This is a genomic window from Streptomyces bugieae (assembly GCF_036352915.1).
Classification (GTDB): domain Bacteria; phylum Actinomycetota; class Actinomycetes; order Streptomycetales; family Streptomycetaceae; genus Streptomyces; species Streptomyces endophytica.
In genome coordinates this window covers 23,298-43,938 of record NZ_JAZBJP010000040.1, presented here as the reverse complement: position 1 = coordinate 43,938, position 20,641 = coordinate 23,298, and the positions used below count along the sequence as shown (strand labels likewise).

The window sequence follows — 20,641 nt, the reverse complement described above, 5'->3', positions numbered from 1 at the left end:
ATCGCCGGGCCTGCTCCACACGACAGCGAAACTTCGAGGTGCGCACCTTGGCTTTCCAGATGCCGGACCGCGGCGGAGGCCCGTCCGGGCCACGGATCAGAGTCGGCCGACCGTCGCGGCGGATCCGGACCCTGCTCATGACCTTGGGCGTGCTGGCCGTGCTGGCCATGCTCTTCGTGATGTTCGCGGGGTTCTGGACCGACTGGCTCTGGTACCGCTCGGTCCATTACTCCTCGGTCTTCACCACGACCCTGTGGACCAAGATCGGCCTGTTCTTCGCCTTCGGCATCGTGATGGCGGTGGCCGTCGGCGTCAACATCTGGCTGGCGCACCGGCTGCGCCCGCCGCTCAGCGCGATGTCCATGGAGCAGCAGAGCCTGGACCGCTACCGCATGGGCGTCGCGCCCTTCAAGAAGTGGGCGTTGATCGCGATCGCGGCCGTGGTCGGCCTGATCGCCGGCGCGTCCGCTTCCGGTGAGTGGCAGACGTGGCTCCAGTGGGTCAACGGCGTGCCGTTCGGCAAGAAGGACCCGCAGTTCGGCATGGACGTCGCGTTCTACGCGTTCGATCTGCCGTGGTACCGCTTCCTGTTGAGCTTCGGCTTCGCCGCCGCGGTGCTGTCCCTGGTCGCCGCGGCGCTGACGCACTACCTCTACGGCGGGCTGCGGCTGACCAGCCCCGGCTCGCGGGCGACCGCCGCCGCCACCGGCCATCTGTCGGTGCTGCTGGGCATCTTCGTGTCGCTGAAGGCGATCGCGTACTGGCTCGACCGGTACGGCCTCGCGGTGAAGTCCAGCGGCCTGAAGTCGGCCGACAACTGGACGGGTCTGCGGTACGTGGACGCCAACGCCTATCTGCCGGCGAAGACGATCCTGTTCTTCATCGCGGCGATCTGCGCGGTGCTGTTCTTCGCGACCCTGTGGCGGCGTACGTGGCAGCTGCCGGTGATCGGCTTCGGCCTGATGGTGCTGTCCGCGATCCTGATCGGCGGGCTGTATCCGGCGATCGTGCAGAAGTTCCAGGTCCAGCCCAACGAGCAGGCCAAGGAAGCGCCGTACATCAAGCAGAACATCAAGGCGACCCGGGACGCGTACGACATCCAGGACTCGGAGGTCACGCCGTACAAGGGCAATTACAAGCCCACCGGCAAGGACGACAGCCAGCGGCTGCGCGACGACGCCGACGCCTCGGCCAGCATGCGGCTGCTGGACCCGAACGTGGTCTCGCCGGCGTTCCAGCAACAGCAGCAGGTCAAGGGGTACTACCAGTTCCCCTCCACGCTCGACGTCGACCGGTACAAGGACCAGGACGGCGCCGAGCAGGACACCGTCATCGGTCTGCGCGAGCTGAACATCGCCGGCATCCCCGAGCGCAACTGGATCAACGACCACTTCAAGTACACCCACGGCTACGGCGCGGTCGCCGCCAAGGGCACCGAGACCGCCGAGGGCGGCGGCCCCAAGTACACCGAGTCCGACCTGCCCGCCCGGGGGCAGCTGAGCGCGAAGCCGTACCAGCAGCGGGTGTACTACGGCGAGAAGACCTCGCAGTACTCCATCGTCGGCGGTCCGCAGAAGGAGCTGGACTACTCCGAGGACGGCAGCGAGAAGAGCTACAGCTACCAGGGCGGCAGCGGCGTCAGCCTCGCCAACCCGATCAACCGCGCGGCCTACGCCGTGGCCTTCGGGGAGCCGCAGATCCTCTACTCCGGCGCGATCGGCGACGGCTCGCGGATCCTGTACAACCGCACGCCGAAGGAGCGCGTCGAATCCGTCGCCCCCTGGCTGACCATCGACGGCGACGCCTATCCGGCGGTCATCGACGGCCGGATCAAGTGGATAGTCGACGCCTACACCACCAGCAACGGCTATCCGTACGCCTCGCGCACCACGCTCGGGGACACCACGGCCGATTCGCTCACCGACGGCCAGCGGGCGGTGGTGGCCCAGCAGAACCAGGTCAACTACATCCGCAACTCCGTCAAGGCGACGGTGGACGCCTACGACGGCTCGGTCAAGCTCTACCAGTGGGACGAGAAGGACCCGGTCCTCAAGACCTGGATGAAGTCGTTCCCCGGCACGGTCGAGAAGAAGAGCGCGATCAGCCCGGCGCTGAAGGAGCACCTGCGCTACCCGCAGGACCTGTTCAAGGTGCAGCGCCAGCTGCTGACCACGTACCACGTCACGGACCCGGGGACGTTCTACACCGGCTCCGAGCGCTGGCAGATCCCCAGCGACCCGACCACCAAGTCCGGCAACGCGGTACCGCCGTACTACCTGAGCATGAAGATGCCGGACCAGAAGGACCGGTCCTTCTCGCTGACGACCACCTTCACGCCCAACAAGCGGGAGAACCTGGGCGCGTTCATGGCGGTCGACGCCAATGCGACCAGCGGTGACTACGGCAGGATCAGACTGCTGAAGCTGCCGTCGGAGACACCGGTGCCCGGCCCGCAGCTGGTGCAGTCGAAGTTCAACTCCGACCCGGTTATCGCCAACGAGCTCAACATCCTCAAGAAGTTCGGCGACTCGGAGATCGAGTACGGCAATCTGCTGACCGTGCCCCTGGACGGCGGACTGCTCTACGTCGAACCGGTGTATCTGCGCGGTGCCAACACCAACTACCCGTTGCTGAAGAAGGTGTTGGTGAGCTACGGCGACAACAAGCCGGTCCTGGAGGACTCCCTGAAGGACGCGCTGGACGTGGTCTTCGGCAAGAAGGCGGCCAGCTCCGGGACGGAGAACCCGCCGGGCGGCGAGACGGGCAAGCAGAAGCCGTCCGACCAGACCGTGCAGCAGGCGCTGTCCGACGCCGAGAAGGCGTACGAGGAGGGCGAGAAGGCCCTCGGACAGCGCGACCTGGCCGGGTACGACGAGGCGAAGAAGAAGCTCAAGGCGGCGCTGGACCGGGCGGCCGAGGCCGCCCGGAAGGCCGGCAAGCCGGGCAGCTGACCTCCCGGCGGGGCCGCGCCGCTTCCGGGGGCCGCGCGGCGGCCCCGCGGGACCGTGGTAGATTGAGGGCACAACGACGCGGGGTGGAGCAGCTCGGTAGCTCGCTGGGCTCATAACCCAGAGGTCGCAGGTTCAAATCCTGTCCCCGCTACTGAAGGTCGAAGGCCTGGATCCTCAAGGATCCGGGCCTTCGTCATGTGTTCACGCCGATCCGGAAGAAAGCCGGGTCGCGCGCCTCGTGTAGGGAACCTGTGTGCTTGAGTTTGACATGTCGTCGTGTCGGGAAGTCGACAAACCGCTGAAGTGACCTCACTGGCTGCGGTATACCAGGTGTACGCGGGTTACGGGTGATGCGACGATGGGTCTTATGGGGGACAAGGCAAGGTTGTTGGAGACGGACCGGTTTGTACCAGCGCCCGACGACGGGCGCGAATCCGAGCTGCAGATCGACGCGATGGAGGCCGCGGAGGCCGCCGAGGCGTCCGATGCCGTGACCGAGTCCGGCCACCGCCGGGCCGCCGAGGCGGGCGACCCGTCCGCGATGAGCGCCCTGGGCGCGATGCTGCTGCGCCGCGGTGACCTCGACGGCGCCGAGCCGCATCTGCGGTCCGCGGCCGCCACCGGCGACCGCGCCGCGGCCAACAACCTCGGCGTCCTGCTCCACCAGCGCGGCTACGGCGACGAGGCGGCCGGCTGGTGGCGGATCGCCGCCGTCGCCGGTTCCGCCGCCGCCGCGCACGCCCTCGGCCGCCACTACCGCGAGCGCGGCGACGAACCGGCCGCCGAGTACTGGCTGCGCCAGTCCGCCGAGTCCGGCCACTGCCTGGGCGCCTACGCCCTCGCCGATCTGCTCGAACACCGCGGTGACGACGGCGCCGAGCGCTGGTTCCGGGCGGCCGCCGAGCGCGGTCACCGCGAGGCCGCGTACCGCCTCGCCCGGCTCATCGAGGACGGCCGCGACGCCGACCGCCGGGCGGTGCCCGCGTACGGCGAGCTGACCCAGCAGGAGGAGGCCGAGCAGTGGTACCGCCAGGCCGCCGCCCGCGGCCACCGCAGGGCCGCGCTGCAGCTCGGCGCGCTCCTGGAGGACCGCGGCGACATCCAGGAGGCGGGCCGCTGGTACCTCTCCGCCGCCAAGGACGGCGAGGCGCGCGCCGCCTGCGCGCTGGGCTACCTGCTGCGCGACGCCGGTGACGAGGAGAGCGCCGCGGAGTGGTGGCGGCGGGCCGCCCAGGACGGCGACGGCAACGCCGCCAACGCGCTGGGCGCGCTCCACGCCGACCGGGGCGAACTGCAGACCGCCGAGCGCTGGTACCGCGCCGCCCTGGACGCCGGGGACGTCAACGGCGCCTACAACATCGGGCTGCTCTGCGCCGAGCAGGGCCGTCCGGGCCGCGGCGAGCAGTGGTACCGCCGGGCCGCGTACGCCGGGCACCGCGAGGCCGCCAACGCGCTGGCGATCCTGCTGCTGCAGCGCGGCGACGCCTCGGGGGCCGAGCCGTGGTTCTCCAAGGCGGCCGAGGCGGGCAGCGTGGACGCCGCGTTCAACCTCGGCATCCTCTACGCGAGTCGCGGCGACGACCGGACCGCGCACACCTGGTACGAGCGGGCGGCCGCGGCCGGGCACACCGACGCGGCGCTCCAGGTCGCCATCGTGCAGCTGCGCGAGGGCCGGCTGCCGGACGCCGAGCGCAATCTGCGCTGCGCGGCCGGCGGCGGCAGTGCCGAGGCGGCCTTCCGGCTCGCCGACCTGCTCGACCGCCAGGCCTCGGCGGCCGGTACGGGGCAGGCGGACGGCGACCGTACGGCGGAGGACGAGAGCACGCAGTGGTACGAGCGGGCGGCCCGGCAGGGGCACCGCCGCGCCCAGGTCCGGGTTGGCATGTTCGCGGCGGCCCGGGGGGACGTCGTCGAGGCCGCCGACTGGTACCGCACGGCGGCCGAGGCGGGCAGCCGGAACGGCGCCTTCAACCTCGGGCTGCTGCTGGCCCGTGAGGGGAGCCTGCCCGAGGCGGCCCTGTGGTGGCAGCGGGCCGCCGAGGCCGGGCACGGCCGGGCCGCGCTGCGGCTGGCGCTGCTCGCGGCCCGCCGCGGCGCCCTCGCCGAGGCGCAGCGCTGGTGCGCGCACGCCGTCGAGATGGGCCCGCCGGAGGTCGCCGAGCGGGCGGCCCGGCTGCGTACGGCGCTCCAGGACGAGCTGACGGCGTAGCGACGGTGCGGTGGACCGGTGCGGACGGCCTGGTGAAAGGAATTTGCACCGGTCGTCCGGCGGGGGTTAGAGTGAGGGCACAACGACGCGGGGTGGAGCAGCTCGGTAGCTCGCTGGGCTCATAACCCAGAGGTCGCAGGTTCAAATCCTGTCCCCGCTACTGAAGGACGAAGGCCCGGATTCCCAGGAATCCGGGCCTTCGTCGTCTGTGCGTCCGTCCGGCGGGCGGCCACCGGCAGGGCCGGCGGCCGCCCGGCGCGTCAGGACGAGGTGCTGCGGCAGTTGGGGCAGATGCCCCGGTACGTCACGGTGACCTCGGAGACCTGGAAGCCGTACCGCTCCGGCTCGGGGAGGGCGGTGAGCGGGTCGCCGTGGAGGTGCACGTCACGGATCGTGCCGCACTGCGAACAGACCAGGTGCTGGTGGTCGTGGTGGGCGTTCGGGTCGTAGCGCTTGGCCCGGCCGTCCGTGCTCACCTCGATGACCTCGCCGAGCGAGACCAGCTCACCCAGGGTGTTGTACACCGTGGCGCGGGAGATCTCGGGAAGCCGGCCGGCCGCCAGGGCGTGCACCTCGTCGGCGGTGTAGTGGACGTGGTCCCCGTCGAGGACCTCGGCGACGACGCGTCGCTGCGCGGTCAGCCGCCAGCCGCGTCCCCGGAGTCGTTCCAGCAGGTCACTCATGCCAATCACCTATCAGTCAGATAGTGCAAGGGTACCAGCGGCCGTCCATCGCCGGATCGGGTATGAGTTTCGGACCCTTCTTGACTTAGACATTGTCCAATGTAGGATCGGGTACGGCGCAAGCCCAGGGCAGGTGTAGAGACGTTTCAGGAGGCGCACGTGTCGGTAGAGAGCACCACCGGACCGCTGACCACGGAGGCCGGCGCTCCGGTCGCGGACAACCAGAACAGCGAGACGGCGGGCATCGGCGGCCCCGGCCTGATCCAGGACCAGCTCCTGATCGAGAAGCTCGCGCACTTCAACCGCGAGCGCATCCCGGAGCGCATCGTGCACGCCCGCGGCGCCGGCGCGTACGGCACGTTCACGGTCACCGCCGACGCGACCAAGTACACGCGCGCCGCGTTCCTCTCCGAGATCGGCAAGCAGACCGAGGTCTTCCTGCGGTTCTCCACCGTCGCGGGCAACCTCGGCGCGGCCGACGCGGTGCGTGACCCCCGTGGCTTCGCGCTGAAGTTCTACACGGAGGAGGGGAATTACGACCTCGTCGGGAACAACACCCCGGTCTTCTTCATCAAGGACGCCATCAAGTTCCCCGACTTCATCCACACCCAGAAGCGCGACCCGTACACCGGCTCGCAGGAGGCGGACAACGTCTGGGACTTCTGGGGTCTGAGCCCGGAGTCCACCCACCAGGTGACCTGGCTGTTCGGCGACCGCGGCATCCCGGCCTCGTACCGCCACATGGACGGCTTCGGCTCGCACACCTTCCAGTGGAACAACGCCGCCGGTGAGGTCTTCTGGGTCAAGTACCACTTCAAGACCGACCAGGGCATCAAGAACCTCACCCAGGACGAGGCCAACAAGCTCGCCGGTGAGGACCCGGACAGCCACCAGCGCGACCTGCGCGAGTCGATCGAGCGCGGGGAGTTCCCGACCTGGACCGTCGGCGTGCAGATCATGCCCGCCGCCGAGGCCGCGAACTACCGCTTCAACCCGTTCGACCTGACCAAGGTGTGGCCGCACGCGGACTACCCGGTCATCGAGATCGGCAAGCTGGAGCTCAACCGCAACCCGGAGAACATCTTCGCCGAGGTCGAGCAGTCGATCTTCTCCCCGCACCACTTCGTGCCGGGCATCGGCCCGTCCCCCGACAAGATGCTCCAGGGCCGGCTCTTCGCGTACGGCGACGCGCACCGCTACCGCGTCGGCATCAACGCCGACCACCTGCCGGTCAACCGCCCGCACGCCACCGAGGCGCGCAGCCACGGCCGGGACGGCGTGCTCTACGACGGCCGCCACGGCCGGCAGAAGAACTACGAGCCCAACAGCTTCGGCGGTCCCGCCCAGACCGGTCTGCCGCTGTGGCAGCCGGCCCCGGTCGCCGGGTCCACGGGTGAGCAGGCCGCGCCCTCGCATGCCGAGGACAACGACTTCGTCCAGGCCGGCAACCTCTACCGCCTGATGTCGGAGGAAGAGAAGGGGCGCCTGATCGACAACCTGGCGGGCTTCCTCGCCAAGGTCTCCCGCGACGACATCGCCCAGCGGGCGATCGAGAACTTCCGCAACGCGGACGCGGACTACGGCAAGCGGCTGGAGGCCGCGGTCCAGGCCCTGCGCGGCTGATCACCGAACGGCCCCTCGGGGCCGCTCGGCGGCCGCTTGCCGTAACAGCCGAAGAGGCCGGACGCCAATGGGCTCCGGCCTCTTCGTGCGCCCGGCGCCAGGAGCCGGGCGCCTCACCGGAGGACGGTTGACGAGGGGTCAGGCCGGGACGGCGCCGACCCGTACACCGGCCGTCGACCAGCAGCGGATGATGTCGCGGACGGAGACCACGCCGACCGGTCCGTGGTCGTTCAGCACGATCAGATGGCGGAAGCCGCCGCGCACCATGGCGTCCGCGGCATCGTCGAGGGTCCAGTCCGGAGCGGCGAAGACCACGTCCGGGGTGGTGTGGGCCTGCACGGTTTCCCGGTCGGGATTCTCGCCCGCGCCGAGGGAGTTGAGGATGTCGCGCTCGGTCAGGATGCCGATGCCGCTGTTGTCGCTGTCGAGGACCACGGCCGAGCCGATGCGGCGGGCCGCCATCAGCTGGGCCGCCTGGCGGAGGGTGTGAGCGGGCCCGATGGTGAGGACCACCGTGCTCATGGCGTCCTTGACGTACATGGGCATGGAGTGGAGCCACCTCCTTGGTGAATGCGCCTTGCGAACGAATTCACAAGTTCACAAACTTGGGGATTCTCATGTTCACATGCCGTCGCGCGCGGTAACAAGGGGCAAGTGCTGGACGGATGTCCGAACACCCGCCCCTGGAGACGCCGCGTCACAGGTCAGCGCGGTGTGCGGTGGGGAAAGGCCGTCAGAAAAACGGACGTTCCCGGCGGGTCAGTGGGCGGCGTCGCCGAGGTAGCTCAGCAAGTCCTCGTGCAGCAGACCGTTGGAGGCCGCCGCATTGCCGCTGTGCGGGCCCGGCTTGCCGTCCAGCCCGGTGAACTGCCCGCCGGCCTCGTTGACCACCACCGCGCAGGCCGCCATGTCCCACAGCGACAGCTCCGGCTCCGCGCAGATGTCCACCGCACCCTCGGCGACCAGCATGTACGGCCAGAAGTCGCCGTACGCCCGGGTCCGCCAGCAGTCCCGGCTCAGGTCGAGGAACCCGGACAGCTTGCCGCGCTCCTCCCACCCCGTGAGCGAGGAGTACGCGAACGACGCGTCCTGGATGCGGCCGACCTTCGACACCTGCAGCCGGGTCGCGGAGGTCAGGCTGCGGCCGGTGAACGCCCCCAGGCCCTCCGCCGCCCACCAGCGGCGGTTCAGCGCCGGCGCGGAGACGATGCCGACCACCGGGCGGTCACCGCCCTCGCCGCGCTCCATCAGCGCGATCAGCGTCGCCCAGACCGGCACGCCGCGGACGTAGTTCTTGGTGCCGTCGATCGGATCGATGATCCAGCGGCGCGGGCCGGCGCCCTCGCTGCCGAACTCCTCGCCGAGCACCGCGTCGCGCGGCCGGGCCCGCTGGAGCTGGCCGCGGATGAGCTCCTCGGCGGCCTTGTCGGCCTCGCTCACCGGGGTCATGTCCGGTTTGGTCTCGACCTTCAGGTCGAGCGCCTTGAAGCGCTCCATGGTGGCGGCGTCCGCGGCGTCGGCGAGGACGTGACCGAGGCGAAGATCATCGTGATAGTCGGGCATGTGCGAACAGTATCCATTGGTATACCTGCGGGCCACACGGCCATGCCCGGCGGGCGTGTGTCGCCCTCCGTCCGGCGGGTGCGGACCCGGCCGCGCCCCCGCGGGCCCCGGTGGCGCACCGGTCACGGGGCGCGCCGGCGAGGACGCCGCGACACCCCTTGACAGCCTCTGACACCGCCTCAATTCTGTGCGAAAACCGGCCACCTGGGCCGGCGGCCGGGGAGGCGACGGATGCCCGCAGCGCGTGACTCCTTGCTGGACGCCGCCTACACGGCGCTGACCGCCCGGGCCTGGTCGGACATCCGGATGGTCGAGGTGGCGGCCGCGGCCGGGGTGTCCCGGCAGACGCTCTACAACGAGTTCGGCAGCAAGGAGGGGCTCGCCCGGGCCCTGGTGCGCCGGGAGACCGACAACTACCTCGCCGGGGTCGCCAGGGCGCTCGCCCGGGGCGGCACCGGGAGCCCCCGGACGCGCCGTGACGGGGCCGCCCGGGTGGTGGCCGCGGCCGCCTGGACGCTCCGGACCGCACGGGCGAATCCCCTGGTCAGGGCGGCTCTGACGGGCTGCTGGGGCGACCGGCTGCCGCCCCTTTCGCCGGCCGCCGGCCCGGCGCCCGCCGAGCTGGTCGGCCGGTTCTGCGCCCAGGCGGTCGCGGCCCTGGAACCCGACTGGCCCGCGGAGGAACTGCCCGCCCTGGGCACCGCCTGCGAGACCGCGGCCCGGCTGACGCTGTCCTGTGTGGTGGCCCCGCCCGCGCCGGCTCCCCCGGAGGCGGCGCCGCCGGGACGCGTACCGGCCCAGCGGGCGCGGCGGGACCAGGAGGCCGAGGCGGTGTCGCGGCTCGTACGGGGGGCGTTCGGGCGGCCGGCCGGGGACGGCGCGCAGACCGCGGCCGGCCGCGGCTGACGCACCGTCACAAGAGCCGCCGGGTCAGTGCGCGCCGCCCGACAGCTGGAGGCCGATGATGCCCGCGATGACCAGCGTGATGGAGACGATCTTCAAGGTGGAGACCACGTCACCGAGGAAGACCATGCCGTAGACCGCCGTCCCGGCCGCGCCGAGGCCGGTCCACACCGCGTACGCCGGACCCACGTCGAGCTTGCGCAGGGCCAGGGTCAGCAGTCCGAAGCTGGCGAGCGCGAAGGAGGCGAAGGCGATGGTCGGCAGGAGGCGGGTGAAACCGTGCGAGAGCTTCAGACAGACCGCGAAGCCGGTCTCCAGCAGCCCCGCCACCACGACCAGCAGCCACGCCATGTCCCATTGCCTCCGTCAGCCGGATGAGTGACGACGGGACTTCAGCCTCACTCCGCTGGGGCCCCGCCTGGCGGTCAGCGGCCGGTGACCATGCGCCAGCCTTGGTGTGATTATGCAGTTGTCCCGGGCGGAGGACAGCGAACTCCGGGAGATCAGTCGCCCTCGCGTCGTTCCCGGGTGGACAGCAGCCGGCGCAGCGAATGCAGCCGGGCCGGATCGGCGTGGCCGTCGGCGACCCACTGGTCCAGGGCGCAGTCCTGCTCGTCGTGGCTGCAGGCGCGCGGGCAGTCGACGGTGCCCGGCTCCAGGTCGGGGAAGGCGTGGATGACCCGGGACGGGTCGATGTGGGCCAGCCCGAAGGAGCGGACGCCGGGGGTGTCGATGACCCAGCCCGCGTCACCGGGCAGCGGCAGCGCCAGCGCGGAGGTGGTGGTGTGCCGGCCGCGGCCGGTGACCGCGTTGACGTTGCCGGTGGCCCGGCGGCGCTCCGGGACCAGCGCGTTGACCAGGGTCGTCTTGCCGACGCCGGAGTGCCCGACGAACGCCGTCATCCGGCCCTTGAGCGCCTCGCGGACCTGCTCGGCGGCGCTGCCGTCGGTGAGTTCGTCGCGGTTGGTGACGATGGCGGGGACACCGAGCGTGCCGTACGACTCCAGCAGCGCGTCGGCGGACGCCAGGTCGGACTTGGTCAGCACCAGCAGCGGCTCCAGGCCCGCGTCGTAGGCGGCGACCAGGCAGCGGTCGATGAGCCGGGGACGCGGCTCGGGGTCGGCGAGCGCGGTGACGATGGCGAGCTGGTCGGCGTTGGCGACCACGACCCGCTCGAACGGGTCGTCGTCGTCGGCCGTCCGGCGCAGCGTGGACGTGCGCGGCTCGACCCGGACGATCCGGGCGAGGGTGTCCTTGGCGCCGCTCAGATCACCGACGACGGCGACCCGGTCGCCGACCACCGCGCTCTTGCGGCCCAGTTCGCGGGCCTTCATCGCGGTGACCGTGCGGCCCTCGATGAGGCAGGTCAGCCGGCCCCGGTCGACGGTCAGGACCAGGCCCTCGGCCGCGTCCTCGTGCTTGGGGCGGATGTTCGTACGGGGCCGGTTGCCCTTGCGGTTGGGGCGGACGCGGACGTCGTCCTCATCGGGGTTCTTGCCGTAGCGGCGCATGGCGGCCGGTCCCTCAGGCTCTCCGGGCCGGGCCGGGCGACGCGGCGAGCATGTCCGTCCACAGCGCGGGGAAGTCGGGCAGGGTCTTGGCCGTGGTGGCGACGTTCTCCACCTCCACGCCCTCGACCGCGAGGCCGATGACCGCGGCGGCGGTGGCCAGCCGGTGGTCGTCGTAGGTGTGGAAGATCCCGCCGTGCAGCGGGCGCGGCCGGATGTGCAGCCCGTCCGCGGTCTCGGTGACGTCGCCGCCGAGCTCGTTGAGCTCCTTGGTGAGCGCGGCCAGCCGGTCGGTCTCGTGCAGCCGCAGGTGGGCCACGCCGCGCAGCGTGGAGGGGGAGTCGGCGAGCGCGGCGACCGCGGCGATGCCGGGGGTCAGCTCGCCGACCTCGCTCAGGTCGACGTCGATGCCGTGGATGCGGCCGCTGCCGGTGAAGGTCAGGCCCTGGTCGGTCAGCTCGCAGGAGCCGCCCATGGTGGTGAAGATCTCACGCAGCGCGTCACCGGGCTGGGTGGTGTGCTCGGGCCAGTCCGGGATGGTGACCCGCCCGCCGGTGACCAGGGCGGCGGCCAGGAACGGCTGGGCGTTGGACAGATCGGGCTCGACGACCAGGTCGCGGCCGAGCAGCGCGCCCGGGGTGACCCGCCAGACGTTGGGCTCGCCGCCCGCCTCCGGGGTGTCCACCTGCGCGCCGACGCTGCGCAGCATGTCGACGGTCATCCGGATGTGCGGCATCGACGGCAGGGCCGCGCCGACGTGCCGGACCTCGACGCCCTGGTTGAAGCGCGGCGCGGACAGCAGCAGGGCGCTGACGAACTGCGAGGACGAGGAGGCGTCGATCTCCACCGCGCCGCCCTCCAGGGCGCCGCTGCCGAAGACCGTCATCGGGAGCGCGCCGCGGTTGTCGTCGTCGATCCGGGCGCCCAGGGCGCGCAGCGCGTCGATCACGCCGCCGAGCGGGCGCTCGTAGGAGCGCGGGTCGCCGTCGAAGCGGACCGGGCCGTCGGCGAGCGCGGCGACCGGCGGCAGGAAGCGCATGACCGTTCCGGCATTGCCGACGTCGACGGCGGCCGGGCCGTGCAGACCGGCCGGGATGATCCGCCAGGCCTCACCGCCGCCGGGCCGGTCCACGGCGTCCGCGGAGCCGGCGGAGCTGGAGGAGGCGGTCTCCTCGATGCCGACGCCCATGGTGCGCAGCGCCTCGGCCATCAGGAGGGTGTCGCGGGAGCGCAGCGGGCGGCGCAGCCAGCCGGGCTCGGAGGAGAGGGCGGCCAGCACCAGGCCGCGGTTGGTGACCGATTTGGAGCCGGGCACGGTGACGGTTGCATCGACGGCCCCGGGGGCTACGGGGGCGGGCCACAGGGCGGGATGTGCGGGGCTCTCGGTCATGCCCTTACTTTAATGGCTGGGCAAGGGTGCCGATCTTGATCAAAAGCGGCGCAACCCATCCGAAACATGGCACTGGTAGTGCGCTCGCGTGCCGGAAGCGCGGAGGTGGCGGACGTACGGACCGCGCACGGCGGACGTACGAGGCGCTGCGGACATACCGGGCGGGAGTACAGGGCGTGCCGCCGTTGACGGCAGCGGCCCGCCGGTGCCCTCAGAGGCCGAGCAGCCAGCGCCCGCCGCCCATCAGGGAGCACAGCGTCACCACGTGGAACAGGCCGAGCCACAGCGCCGCCGGGACATGGGTCAGCCGCGCCAGCTGGTCCGGGTCGGAGTCCACCGCACCGCCGCGGCGCCGCTTGCCCTGCAGCTCGAAGGGCGGCCGCACCCCGCCCAGCAGCAGGAACCACACCACCGCGTACCCGAACCCGGCCTGCACGTCCGGTGTGGTCAGCCAGGAGACCAGCAGGAACGCGGCGCCGGCCAGGACGACGGTGAGCACGCCGTAGGCGTTGCGGATCATGACCAGCATCGCCAGCAGCAGTGCGGTCGCGCCCCACAACAGGGCCGTGATGTGACCGGCCGCCAGGAGGGCGGCGCCGGCCAGACCGAGCAGGGACGGTGCCACATAACCGGCCGCAGCGGTCAGCACCATGCCAAGACCGGTCGGTTTGCCGCGGGAAACGGTCAGTCCCGAGGTGTCGGAGTGCAGCCGGATGCCGTCCAGGCGGCGCCCGCTGACCAGCGCGATCAGGCCGTGCCCGCCCTCGTGCGCGATGGTGATCGCATTGCGCGAGAGCCGCCACGCGGTGTGCGGGACGACGACGGCCAGGGCGAGCACCGCCGTGGCGATCACCAGCCAGAGCGACGGGGCGGGCTGGGTCCCGGTGACCCGGCCCCATATGTCGGTGAGGTGGTCGGTCTCCATGTCTCCCCTTCGTGTGGCATGGCAGTGTGGCATGCATGTGCGGGAGGTATGCAGCGAGTCGTCGCCCCGAGGACCTGGTCGGCCTGTTCGGGGTGCAGCAGTGGGAGCCCGAGGAGACGCTGGCGCCCAGTTGGAACGTGGCGCCGACGGCCACCGTGCACGCGGTGCTGGAACGACCCCTCAAGGGCGAGGGCGCCCCAGACGGGCCGGTGCGCCAGCTGCGGCCGCTGAAGTGGGGGCTGGTCCCGTCGTGGTCGAAATCACCCGACGGCGCGGCAAGAATGATCAACGCGCGCTCGGAAACGGTCCACGAGAAGCCGTCGTTCCGGCGGGCCTTCGCGACCCGGCGCTGTCTGATCCCCGGTGACGGCTACTTCGAGTGGGTCACCGACGCGGCCGAGCGGGAGCTGGAGGAGCAGGGCCGGAAGAAGCGGCCGCGCAAGCAGCCGTACTTCGTGACGCCCGCGGACGGCTCCGTGATGGCGATGGCCGGGCTGTACGAGTTCTGGCGGGACCGCACGCTCCCCGGCGACCACCCGCTGGCCTGGTGGGTGACCTGCACGGTCGTCACCACCGCCGCCGAGACCACCCCGCTGGCCGGGGCGGACGGCGGCCCCGGCCCGCAGTCGCTGGCCGAGATCCACCCCAGGATGCCGCTGGTGCTGCCCCCGGACCGCTGGGACGCCTGGCTCGACCCGGGCCGTACCGACCCCGACGAGCTGCGGGAGCTGCTGGCGCCCCCGCCGCCCGGGCTGCTGCGCGCCCATCCCGTACCGACCGACGTCAGCAACGTCCGCAACAACGGGCCCGAGCTGGTCACCGAGCTCGACGGGCCGGAGGTCGGCACGCTGTTCTGAGCCGGTGCGCGCCCGGTGGCGCCCGGCCCGGTGGCCGTCCGGCGGGCGTGGGGCGGTGCCGTTCGCGTCCCGGCGCGGGCAGGATGGGCGTATGAGCACAGGGGCGAAGGAGACCGAGACGGTCGGGACGCCGGCGGGCGAGGCCCGGATCACCTGGTACCGCGAGGCGACGCCGGCGCGGGCCGTGGTGGCGGTGAGCCACGGCGCCGGCGGCGGTATCGAGGCGCGCGACCTGCGGGCCCTGGCGGCCGCGCTGCCGGCCCGCGGCTACCCGGTGGCGCTGGTCGAGCAGCCGTGGCGGGTGGCCGGCAAGAAGGTGGCACCGGCGCCGAAGACCCTGGACGCGGCGTGGACCGCGCTGTGGCCCGCGCTGGAGAAGCCGGGACTGCCGGTGGTCGCCGGCGGCCGGAGCGCGGGTGCCCGGGTGGCCTGCCGTACGGCCCGCGAGCTGGGCGCCGAGGCCGTACTGGCGCTGAGCTTCCCGCTGCACCCCCCGGGCAGGCCGGAGAAGTCCCGGGTGGACGAGCTGACCGGCGCCGGGGTGCCGACGCTGGTCGTGCAGGGCGGCCGGGACCCCTTCGGCCGGCCCGACGAGTTCCCGCCGGGCACCGAGCTGGCCGATGTGCCGCACGGCGACCACGGGTTCGCGGTCCCGAAGAAGGCGGGGATCGGCGAGGCCGCGACGATGACCGGGCTCACCGACGCCGTACTCGCCTGGCTGGACGGGCTCTTCGGCTGAGCGCGACCCGCGGCCCGCGGCACCGGCAGGGGCCCGCGTACCCGCGGGGGCCCGCCGGCGCCGGGGCTCAGTCGCCCTGCCCGCGCGGCCGGGCCCGTACGTGCACCCGCTCGCCCTGCCGCCCGAAGAGGCTCAGCACCTCCACCGGCGTCTTGTCGGCGGGCCCGAACCAGTGCGGCAGCCGGGTGTCGAACTCCGCCGCCTCCCCGGCCCGCAGCACCACGTCGCGGTCGGCCAGCAGCAGCCGCAGCCGACCGGACAGCACGTACAGCCACTCGTAGCCCTCGTGGATCCGCTGCTCCGGCGGGCCGGCGACGGGATCGATCACCAGCTTGAACGCCTGCAGCGCGCCCGGCTGGCGGGTCAGCGGCACCACCGTCATACGGCCGCGCCGCTGCGGCACCGCGCGGATCCTGGGGTCGCCCACCTCCGGCGCGCCCACCAGCTCGTCCAGCGGCACCTGGTGCGCCTGGGCCAGCGGCAGCAGCAGTTCGAGGGTGGCCCGGCGGCCGCCGGACTCCAGGCGCGAGAGGGTGCTCACCGAGATGCCGGTCGCCTCGGACAGCGCGGCCAGGGTCACCCCGCGCTCCTGCCGGATCCGCCGCAGCCGGGGCCCCACCTCGGCGAGGACCCGGTCGTACACCTGGTCCGGCGCCGGGGCGCGGTCGGGGGCGGCGCCGGCCGCCGGGGCGTGCGCCGTGCGGTCCGGCGGGGGGCCGGCAGTGTCGTCGTCCACGCTCCCATTGCCGAACCGGCAATCGCATTTGTCAACCCCGGGAGGCGAAACCGCCGCAAGAAGATCGCGCGGAGCGGGAATGCCCGGGCCGGAGCGGCTGTTGTCGCATCCGTACGGACGCGCGTACGTACCAGCGAAGCACGAGGAATGGGAGTCCGCCGCATGGGAATCGCTTGCCCGGCCCGCCCGGCCGCTGACCTGCCGTGGTCGCAGATGCAGGTGGCACAGCCCGCCCTGGCTGGAGCGGCGGCGGCACCGGATCGTCGTCTATTCTCCGAATCGAGTGGGTCCGTTTCCGGATCCGTGACGGTGTTGGAGGAGGTGGGTCCGGTCACCGGTACCGACGCAGGGACCGACGGCTCGGCCGAGGAGATGTCCGACCGCCGGCAGGAGAGTGCGGCCGAGCGCAATGCGCGCTTCGAGCGGGACGCGCTCACCTTCCTGGACCAGATGTACTCCGCCGCCCTGCGCATGACGCGCAACCCGGCCGACGCGGAGGACCTCGTCCAGGAGATGTACGCGAAGGCGTACGCGTCGTTCCACCAGTTCCGCGAGGGCACCAACCTCAAGGCGTGGCTGTACCGCATCCTCACGAACACCTTCATCAACTCCTACCGCAAGAAGCAGCGTGAGCCGCAGCGCAGCGCCGCGGAGGAGATCGAGGACTGGCAGCTGGCGCGCGCCGAGTCGCACATGTCGACGGGGCTGCGCTCCGCCGAGTCCCAGGCGCTGGACCACCTCCCCGACTCGGACGTGAAGGCCGCCCTGCAGGCCATTCCGGAGGAATTCCGCATCGCGGTCTACCTCGCCGACGTCGAGGGGTTTGCGTACAAGGAGATCGCGGACATCATGGGGACTCCCATCGGCACGGTGATGTCCCGTCTGCACCGCGGCCGGCGCCAACTGCGCGGCATGCTGGAGGATTACGCCCGCGAACGCGGGCTGGTTCCGGCGGGTGCGGCCACTGCGGACCCGCAGGCCGCGCGGACGTCGGAGTCGCACGACCGGAAAGGCTCGGGATCATGAGCTGCGGAGAGCCGCACGAGAAGGACTGCTCAGAGGTCCTTGACCACCTCTACGAGTATCTCGACCGGGAGATGCCCGCCGGGGAGTGCGCGGAATTCCAGGTGCATCTCGACGAATGCTCCCCGTGCCTGGAGAAGTACGGCCTGGAGCAGGCCGTCAAGAAGCTCGTCAAGCGCTGCTGCGGACACGACGACGTCCCCAGCGATCTGCGCTCCAAGGTCATGGGCCGGATCGACCTCATCCGGGCCGGCGAGGCCGTGCCCGAGGTGAGCGTCCTGGACCAGGCCCGGCACGAACAGGCCCAGCGGGAGCAGCAGGCGCGTGAGGCGGAGGCCGGCAACGGCGGCTCCGGCCCGGCGGCCGACACCCGTACCGCCGAGGCCTGAGGCCGCCGCCCGGCAGGGCCTCCCGGGCGACCGGCGCCCCACCGGCTCCCCGCCACGTTGCACGGACCGCGGCCGTGCGGGGCGAAGACCGCGGCACATCACCCCAATGAGTGAGGGGCGGGGCGATTCCTCCCGCCCGATCCGCTGATGCGCCTTCCCGGGCGCGCCAACCCCTCTATTCTCACCGACCCGAGCGCGCTGCGGACGCGGCGTGCCGAGGGCCGTCCCCGCTCCCCGAAACGGGGCGGAGCCGGCGGGCAGGGTGAGGAGGGCGCGATGCGGGAGCTTCCGGCGGCCGCGCGGGGGTACATCGGCGGGACGGCCCTGGCCGCCGCGCTGTGCACCGCTCGGGCCTTGACGCTGGGCCCGGGCGCCCCCTGGGGCACCGCCCTCGCCCTGGCCGCCCTGTACGCACTGTGCGAACGGATCCCGCGCTGCCCGCTCCTGGGCCGCCGGCTGCCCGAACGGACGCGGTCCGTCGGCGGTACGGGCTGGACCGGCCCCCTGGTCCTCGCCGGCGTCTTCCTGCTGCCGCCGCCGCTGGCCGCGCTGGCCGCCGTCCCCGGGGCACTGCTCGCCCCGGTCCGGTTCCGGGCGGCCACCGCCCGCCGGATCTGGCACGCCGCCGAGCAGGCCCTCGCCTGCGGTGCGGCCGCCGCGGCCTTCCGGGCCCTGGGCCACCCCGCGCTGTCCGCCCCGCGGTTCCCCCTCCTGCTGCTGCCGGCCCTGGCCGCCGCGGCCGTCTACTGCGCGGTGCTCGCGGCGCTGGACGGCGGCATCCTGATCGCCGCCGAACGACACCCGGTACGCACCGCCTGGCGCGGGCCGCTCGCCCGCGGCCAGGCCCGGTACCTCGTGCACGGCCTGGCCGGGCTGATGATGGCCGTCCTGTGGCGCAGCTCGTACGGGCCGCCGGCGGCGCTGCTGGTGCTGCTGCCGATGTGCCTCTCGTGCTGGGTCTTCGACCGCTGCCACCGCGAACGCGCCGCCCACCAGGCCACCATCCGGGCACTCGTCCAGGCCGTGGACATCAAGGACCGCTACACCCGCGGGCACGGCGAACGGGTCGGCCGCGCCTCGGTGATGATCGCCCGCGAGCTGGGCATGGCGGAGGACCGGACCGAGGTGCTCCGGTTCGCCGGCATCCTGCACGACGTCGGCAAACTCGGCGTACCCACCCGGCTGTTGCGCAAGGACGGGCCGCTGACCCCGGAGGAGCGCCGGGTGATCGAGCTGCACCCGGAGTACGGGCACGAGATCGTCCGCGGCATCGGCTTCCTGGGGGAGGCGCGGGCGGCGATCCTGCACCACCACGAGCGGCTGGACGGGCGCGGCTACCCGTACGGTCTGCGCGGCCACCAGATCCCGGAGTTCGCCAGGGTGGTGGCGGTGGCGGACGCCTTCGACGCGATGACCTCCACCCGGTCCTACCGCCGGGCCCGGCCGGTGCCGGCGGCCGTCGCCGAGCTGCGCAAATGCGCCGGCACGCAGTTCGACCCGCGGATGGTGCGGGCGCTGGCGGCGGCGCTGCACCGGTACGGCTGGGACCCGGACCTGGTCACCGCGGCCGACGACGGGCCGGGCGCGACCCGGAGCGGAAACGTCACGCCTTCGCGGGCGGAGGGCCGCGCCGGGGACGCCCGGGGCGCGGCGGGCCCCGCCCCGGAAGGCCGCGGTGACCGGCCGGCCGGCGCGGTGCCCGAGCCGGTGCCCGGAGCCGCCGGGCCGGCCGGGTGGGGCGGTGGTCCGCGATGACCGGCGCCCGTGCGGAACCCCCGGATGCCCGGCGGACCGGCCCCCCGGCGGCCGGCGGCCGGCCCACCGCCGTACCGGACGGCACGCGGACGGCCGCCCGCCACCCCGGCGGCCGCGCCGTCGTCGCCGCCGTCCACACCGCCGCCGCCGCGCTGGCCTGCTGGTCCCTCGGACAGACCCTGTGGGCCGGGCTCGACCGGCCGGCGATCGCGCTGGCCTTCGGGGTGCTGATCGCGGCCGGCGAGCTGGCCGCCTGCGGCCCCGCGCCCGCCACCGGGCCGGGGTGGGCGCCGGACGACCGCACGGCGGCCCCGCTGGGCGCGGCCGGGGCGCTGGCGTACGCGCTGCTCGGCGAGGCGGGCGGCCGGCCGACGACGCACGGTGTCCCGCAGACCGTGGCCGTCGTCCTGGCGGCCGCCCTGATCGGCGCCGTCCCGCAGGTCGCGCGCGGCCGGCGCACCGCGCCGGACCGGCTCGCCCGCCGGGTGCTGACCACGGGATTCGCCGCCACCTGCTTCCAACCCCTCTACAACACCGGCACCTTGGGCAGCTGGGTGGCGAACGGGCCGGCCTACCCGTTCTTCCTGATCGGCCTGCTGGCGTTGACCACGCTGTGTGACGCGGTGCTGGCCGCCACCCTGGCGCACGCCCGCACCGGCTGGCCGTACGGGCCGCTGCTGCGCGACGAGTTGCGGGCGCTGCCCGGAATGGGCACCGCCGTCTGCGCCACCGGCGTGGTGATCGCGCTCGCCACCGCGGTCGTGGGCCTGTGGGCGCTGCCGGTGTTCTGTCTGCCGCTGCTGCTGACCCAGCTCGCCTTCGGCCGGTTCGCCGCGGTGCGCGCGACGTACCGCCAGACCATCGCCTCGCTGGCCCGCGCCACCGAGATCGCCGGGTACACCCCGCACGGCCACGCCCGCCGGGTGGCCGCGCTCAGCCGCGCGGTGGGCCGCGAACTGGGCCTGACCGAACCGGACTTGGACGTGCTGGAGTACGCCGCGCTGATGCACGACATCGGTCAGCTCTCCCTCCTGGACCCGGTGCCGGACGGTGCCACCGCCCCGCTGCCGCCCGCCGAACAGCGCCGGATCGCCCTGCTGGGCGGCGCCGTCGTCCGGCAGACCGGGGTGCCCGCCGAGGTCGCGACGATCGTCGAGCGGCAGGCCGACCCGTACCCGGACCAGCCGGTCACCGCGCGTATCGTCCGGACCGTCAACGCCTACGACGACCTGGCGGGCGGCGCCGGCGGGCCGGGCGGCCGGCTGCGCGCCCTGGAGCGGCTGCGGCTGGCCACCGCGCACGACCACGAGCCCCGCGTGGTCGAGGCGCTCGCCCGGGTCCTCGCCCGCGGCGGCCGGGAGGTGTGAGAAGGACCGCATCGGGGCGG

Annotated in this window: 18 protein-coding genes and 2 tRNA genes; 12 read left to right on the top strand and 8 right to left on the bottom strand. The window is 73.0% G+C overall.

All coding sequences use genetic code 11. The annotated features are described in order from the left end of the window. Positions 1 to 59 precede the first annotated feature (59 nt). The 4 genes from V2J85_RS35295 (at position 60) to V2J85_RS35280 (ending at position 5,320) form a co-directional block, all read left to right on the top strand. The gene (locus tag V2J85_RS35295; protein WP_330823827.1) at positions 60 to 2,951 is read left to right on the top strand and encodes a UPF0182 family membrane protein; all 2,892 of its coding nucleotides are present in this window, start codon (positions 60 to 62) and stop codon (positions 2,949 to 2,951) included. A gap of 77 nt (positions 2,952 to 3,028) precedes the next feature. After that, positions 3,029 to 3,102 (top strand) — tRNA-Met (locus tag V2J85_RS35290). 207 nt (positions 3,103 to 3,309) lie between these two features. Continuing rightward, positions 3,310 to 5,160 carry a tetratricopeptide repeat protein gene (locus tag V2J85_RS35285; RefSeq protein ID WP_261955794.1) on the top strand — a complete coding sequence of 617 codons (1,851 nt, stop codon included), beginning with the start codon at positions 3,310 to 3,312 and terminating at the stop codon, positions 5,158 to 5,160. A gap of 86 nt (positions 5,161 to 5,246) precedes the next feature. Further along, a tRNA-Met gene (locus V2J85_RS35280) sits at positions 5,247 to 5,320 on the top strand. A 100-nt stretch (positions 5,321 to 5,420) separates the two neighbouring features. Here V2J85_RS35280 and V2J85_RS35275 read toward each other — a convergent pair. Then, positions 5,421 to 5,843: a Fur family transcriptional regulator gene (locus tag V2J85_RS35275; protein WP_261955793.1), complete on the bottom strand. Its 423-nt coding sequence runs from the start codon at positions 5,841 to 5,843 to the stop codon at positions 5,421 to 5,423. A 159-nt stretch (positions 5,844 to 6,002) separates the two neighbouring features. Here V2J85_RS35275 and V2J85_RS35270 point away from each other — a divergent pair, with 159 nt between their 5' ends. Then, positions 6,003 to 7,466 carry a catalase gene (locus V2J85_RS35270; RefSeq protein ID WP_330823817.1) on the top strand — a complete coding sequence of 488 codons (1,464 nt, stop codon included), beginning with the start codon at positions 6,003 to 6,005 and terminating at the stop codon, positions 7,464 to 7,466. A 138-nt stretch (positions 7,467 to 7,604) separates the two neighbouring features. Here V2J85_RS35270 and V2J85_RS35265 read toward each other — a convergent pair whose 3' ends face one another. Together V2J85_RS35265 and hisN are read right to left on the bottom strand one after the other, a co-directional pair. Next, positions 7,605 to 8,006 (bottom strand): CBS domain-containing protein, encoded by a 402-nt coding sequence (locus V2J85_RS35265; protein WP_261957442.1) that lies wholly within the window; start codon positions 8,004 to 8,006, stop codon positions 7,605 to 7,607. Between the two features lie 219 nt (positions 8,007 to 8,225). Further along, complete coding sequence (hisN, locus tag V2J85_RS35260) at positions 8,226 to 9,029, bottom strand: histidinol-phosphatase (RefSeq protein ID WP_261955791.1); 804 nt, start codon at positions 9,027 to 9,029, stop codon at positions 8,226 to 8,228. A 231-nt stretch (positions 9,030 to 9,260) separates the two neighbouring features. Here hisN and V2J85_RS35255 point away from each other — a divergent pair, with 231 nt between their 5' ends. Next, complete coding sequence (locus V2J85_RS35255; protein ID WP_330823816.1) at positions 9,261 to 9,935, top strand: TetR/AcrR family transcriptional regulator; 675 nt, start codon at positions 9,261 to 9,263, stop codon at positions 9,933 to 9,935. Positions 9,936 to 9,959: 24 nt separating this feature from the next. Here the strand turns inward: V2J85_RS35255 and V2J85_RS35250 are convergent, their stop codons facing one another. From V2J85_RS35250 to V2J85_RS35235, 4 genes are all read right to left on the bottom strand, one after another. After that, on the bottom strand, positions 9,960 to 10,283 hold the full coding sequence (locus tag V2J85_RS35250; protein ID WP_261955789.1) for a DMT family transporter: 324 nt from the start codon (positions 10,281 to 10,283) through the stop codon (positions 9,960 to 9,962). A gap of 152 nt (positions 10,284 to 10,435) precedes the next feature. Next, positions 10,436 to 11,443, bottom strand: a complete 1,008-nt coding sequence (rsgA, locus tag V2J85_RS35245; RefSeq protein ID WP_261955788.1) for a ribosome small subunit-dependent GTPase A — start codon at positions 11,441 to 11,443, stop codon at positions 10,436 to 10,438. 13 nt (positions 11,444 to 11,456) lie between these two features. After that, a complete protein-coding gene (gene aroA / locus V2J85_RS35240; protein ID WP_261955787.1) occupies positions 11,457 to 12,830 on the bottom strand; it encodes a 3-phosphoshikimate 1-carboxyvinyltransferase in 1,374 nt (457 codons plus the stop codon). A gap of 211 nt (positions 12,831 to 13,041) precedes the next feature. Then, positions 13,042 to 13,755: a M50 family metallopeptidase gene (locus V2J85_RS35235; protein ID WP_261955786.1), complete on the bottom strand. Its 714-nt coding sequence runs from the start codon at positions 13,753 to 13,755 to the stop codon at positions 13,042 to 13,044. Between the two features lie 35 nt (positions 13,756 to 13,790). Here V2J85_RS35235 and V2J85_RS35230 point away from each other — a divergent pair, with 35 nt between their 5' ends. Next, positions 13,791 to 14,612 carry an SOS response-associated peptidase gene (locus tag V2J85_RS35230; protein ID WP_261955785.1) on the top strand — a complete coding sequence of 274 codons (822 nt, stop codon included), beginning with the start codon at positions 13,791 to 13,793 and terminating at the stop codon, positions 14,610 to 14,612. 91 nt (positions 14,613 to 14,703) lie between these two features. Then, positions 14,704 to 15,351 (top strand): alpha/beta hydrolase family protein, encoded by a 648-nt coding sequence (locus V2J85_RS35225; RefSeq protein WP_330823815.1) that lies wholly within the window; start codon positions 14,704 to 14,706, stop codon positions 15,349 to 15,351. 67 nt (positions 15,352 to 15,418) lie between these two features. Here V2J85_RS35225 and V2J85_RS35220 read toward each other — a convergent pair whose 3' ends face one another. Beyond that, on the bottom strand, positions 15,419 to 15,994 hold the full coding sequence (locus V2J85_RS35220) for a helix-turn-helix domain-containing protein (protein ID WP_261957441.1): 576 nt from the start codon (positions 15,992 to 15,994) through the stop codon (positions 15,419 to 15,421). 414 nt (positions 15,995 to 16,408) lie between these two features. On the opposite strand from V2J85_RS35220, the gene V2J85_RS35215 reads away from it, so the two are divergent. The 4 genes from V2J85_RS35215 (at position 16,409) to V2J85_RS35200 (ending at position 20,621) form a co-directional block, all read left to right on the top strand. Beyond that, positions 16,409 to 17,113, top strand: a complete 705-nt coding sequence (locus tag V2J85_RS35215; protein WP_261957440.1) for a sigma-70 family RNA polymerase sigma factor — start codon at positions 16,409 to 16,411, stop codon at positions 17,111 to 17,113. Further along, positions 17,110 to 17,499, top strand: coding sequence for a mycothiol system anti-sigma-R factor (gene rsrA / locus V2J85_RS35210; protein ID WP_261955783.1), 390 nt, complete (start codon positions 17,110 to 17,112; stop codon positions 17,497 to 17,499). The genes V2J85_RS35215 and rsrA overlap by 4 nt, the downstream gene beginning before the upstream one ends. 276 nt (positions 17,500 to 17,775) lie before the next feature. Next, entirely contained in the window at positions 17,776 to 19,254 is a 1,479-nt protein-coding gene (locus V2J85_RS35205; RefSeq protein ID WP_330823814.1) for an HD-GYP domain-containing protein, read from the top strand. Next, a complete protein-coding gene (locus V2J85_RS35200) occupies positions 19,251 to 20,621 on the top strand; it encodes an HD-GYP domain-containing protein (RefSeq protein WP_261955781.1) in 1,371 nt (456 codons plus the stop codon). Before V2J85_RS35205 ends, V2J85_RS35200 begins: the two co-directional genes overlap by 4 nt. The last annotated feature ends 20 nt before the right edge of the window (positions 20,622 to 20,641 follow it).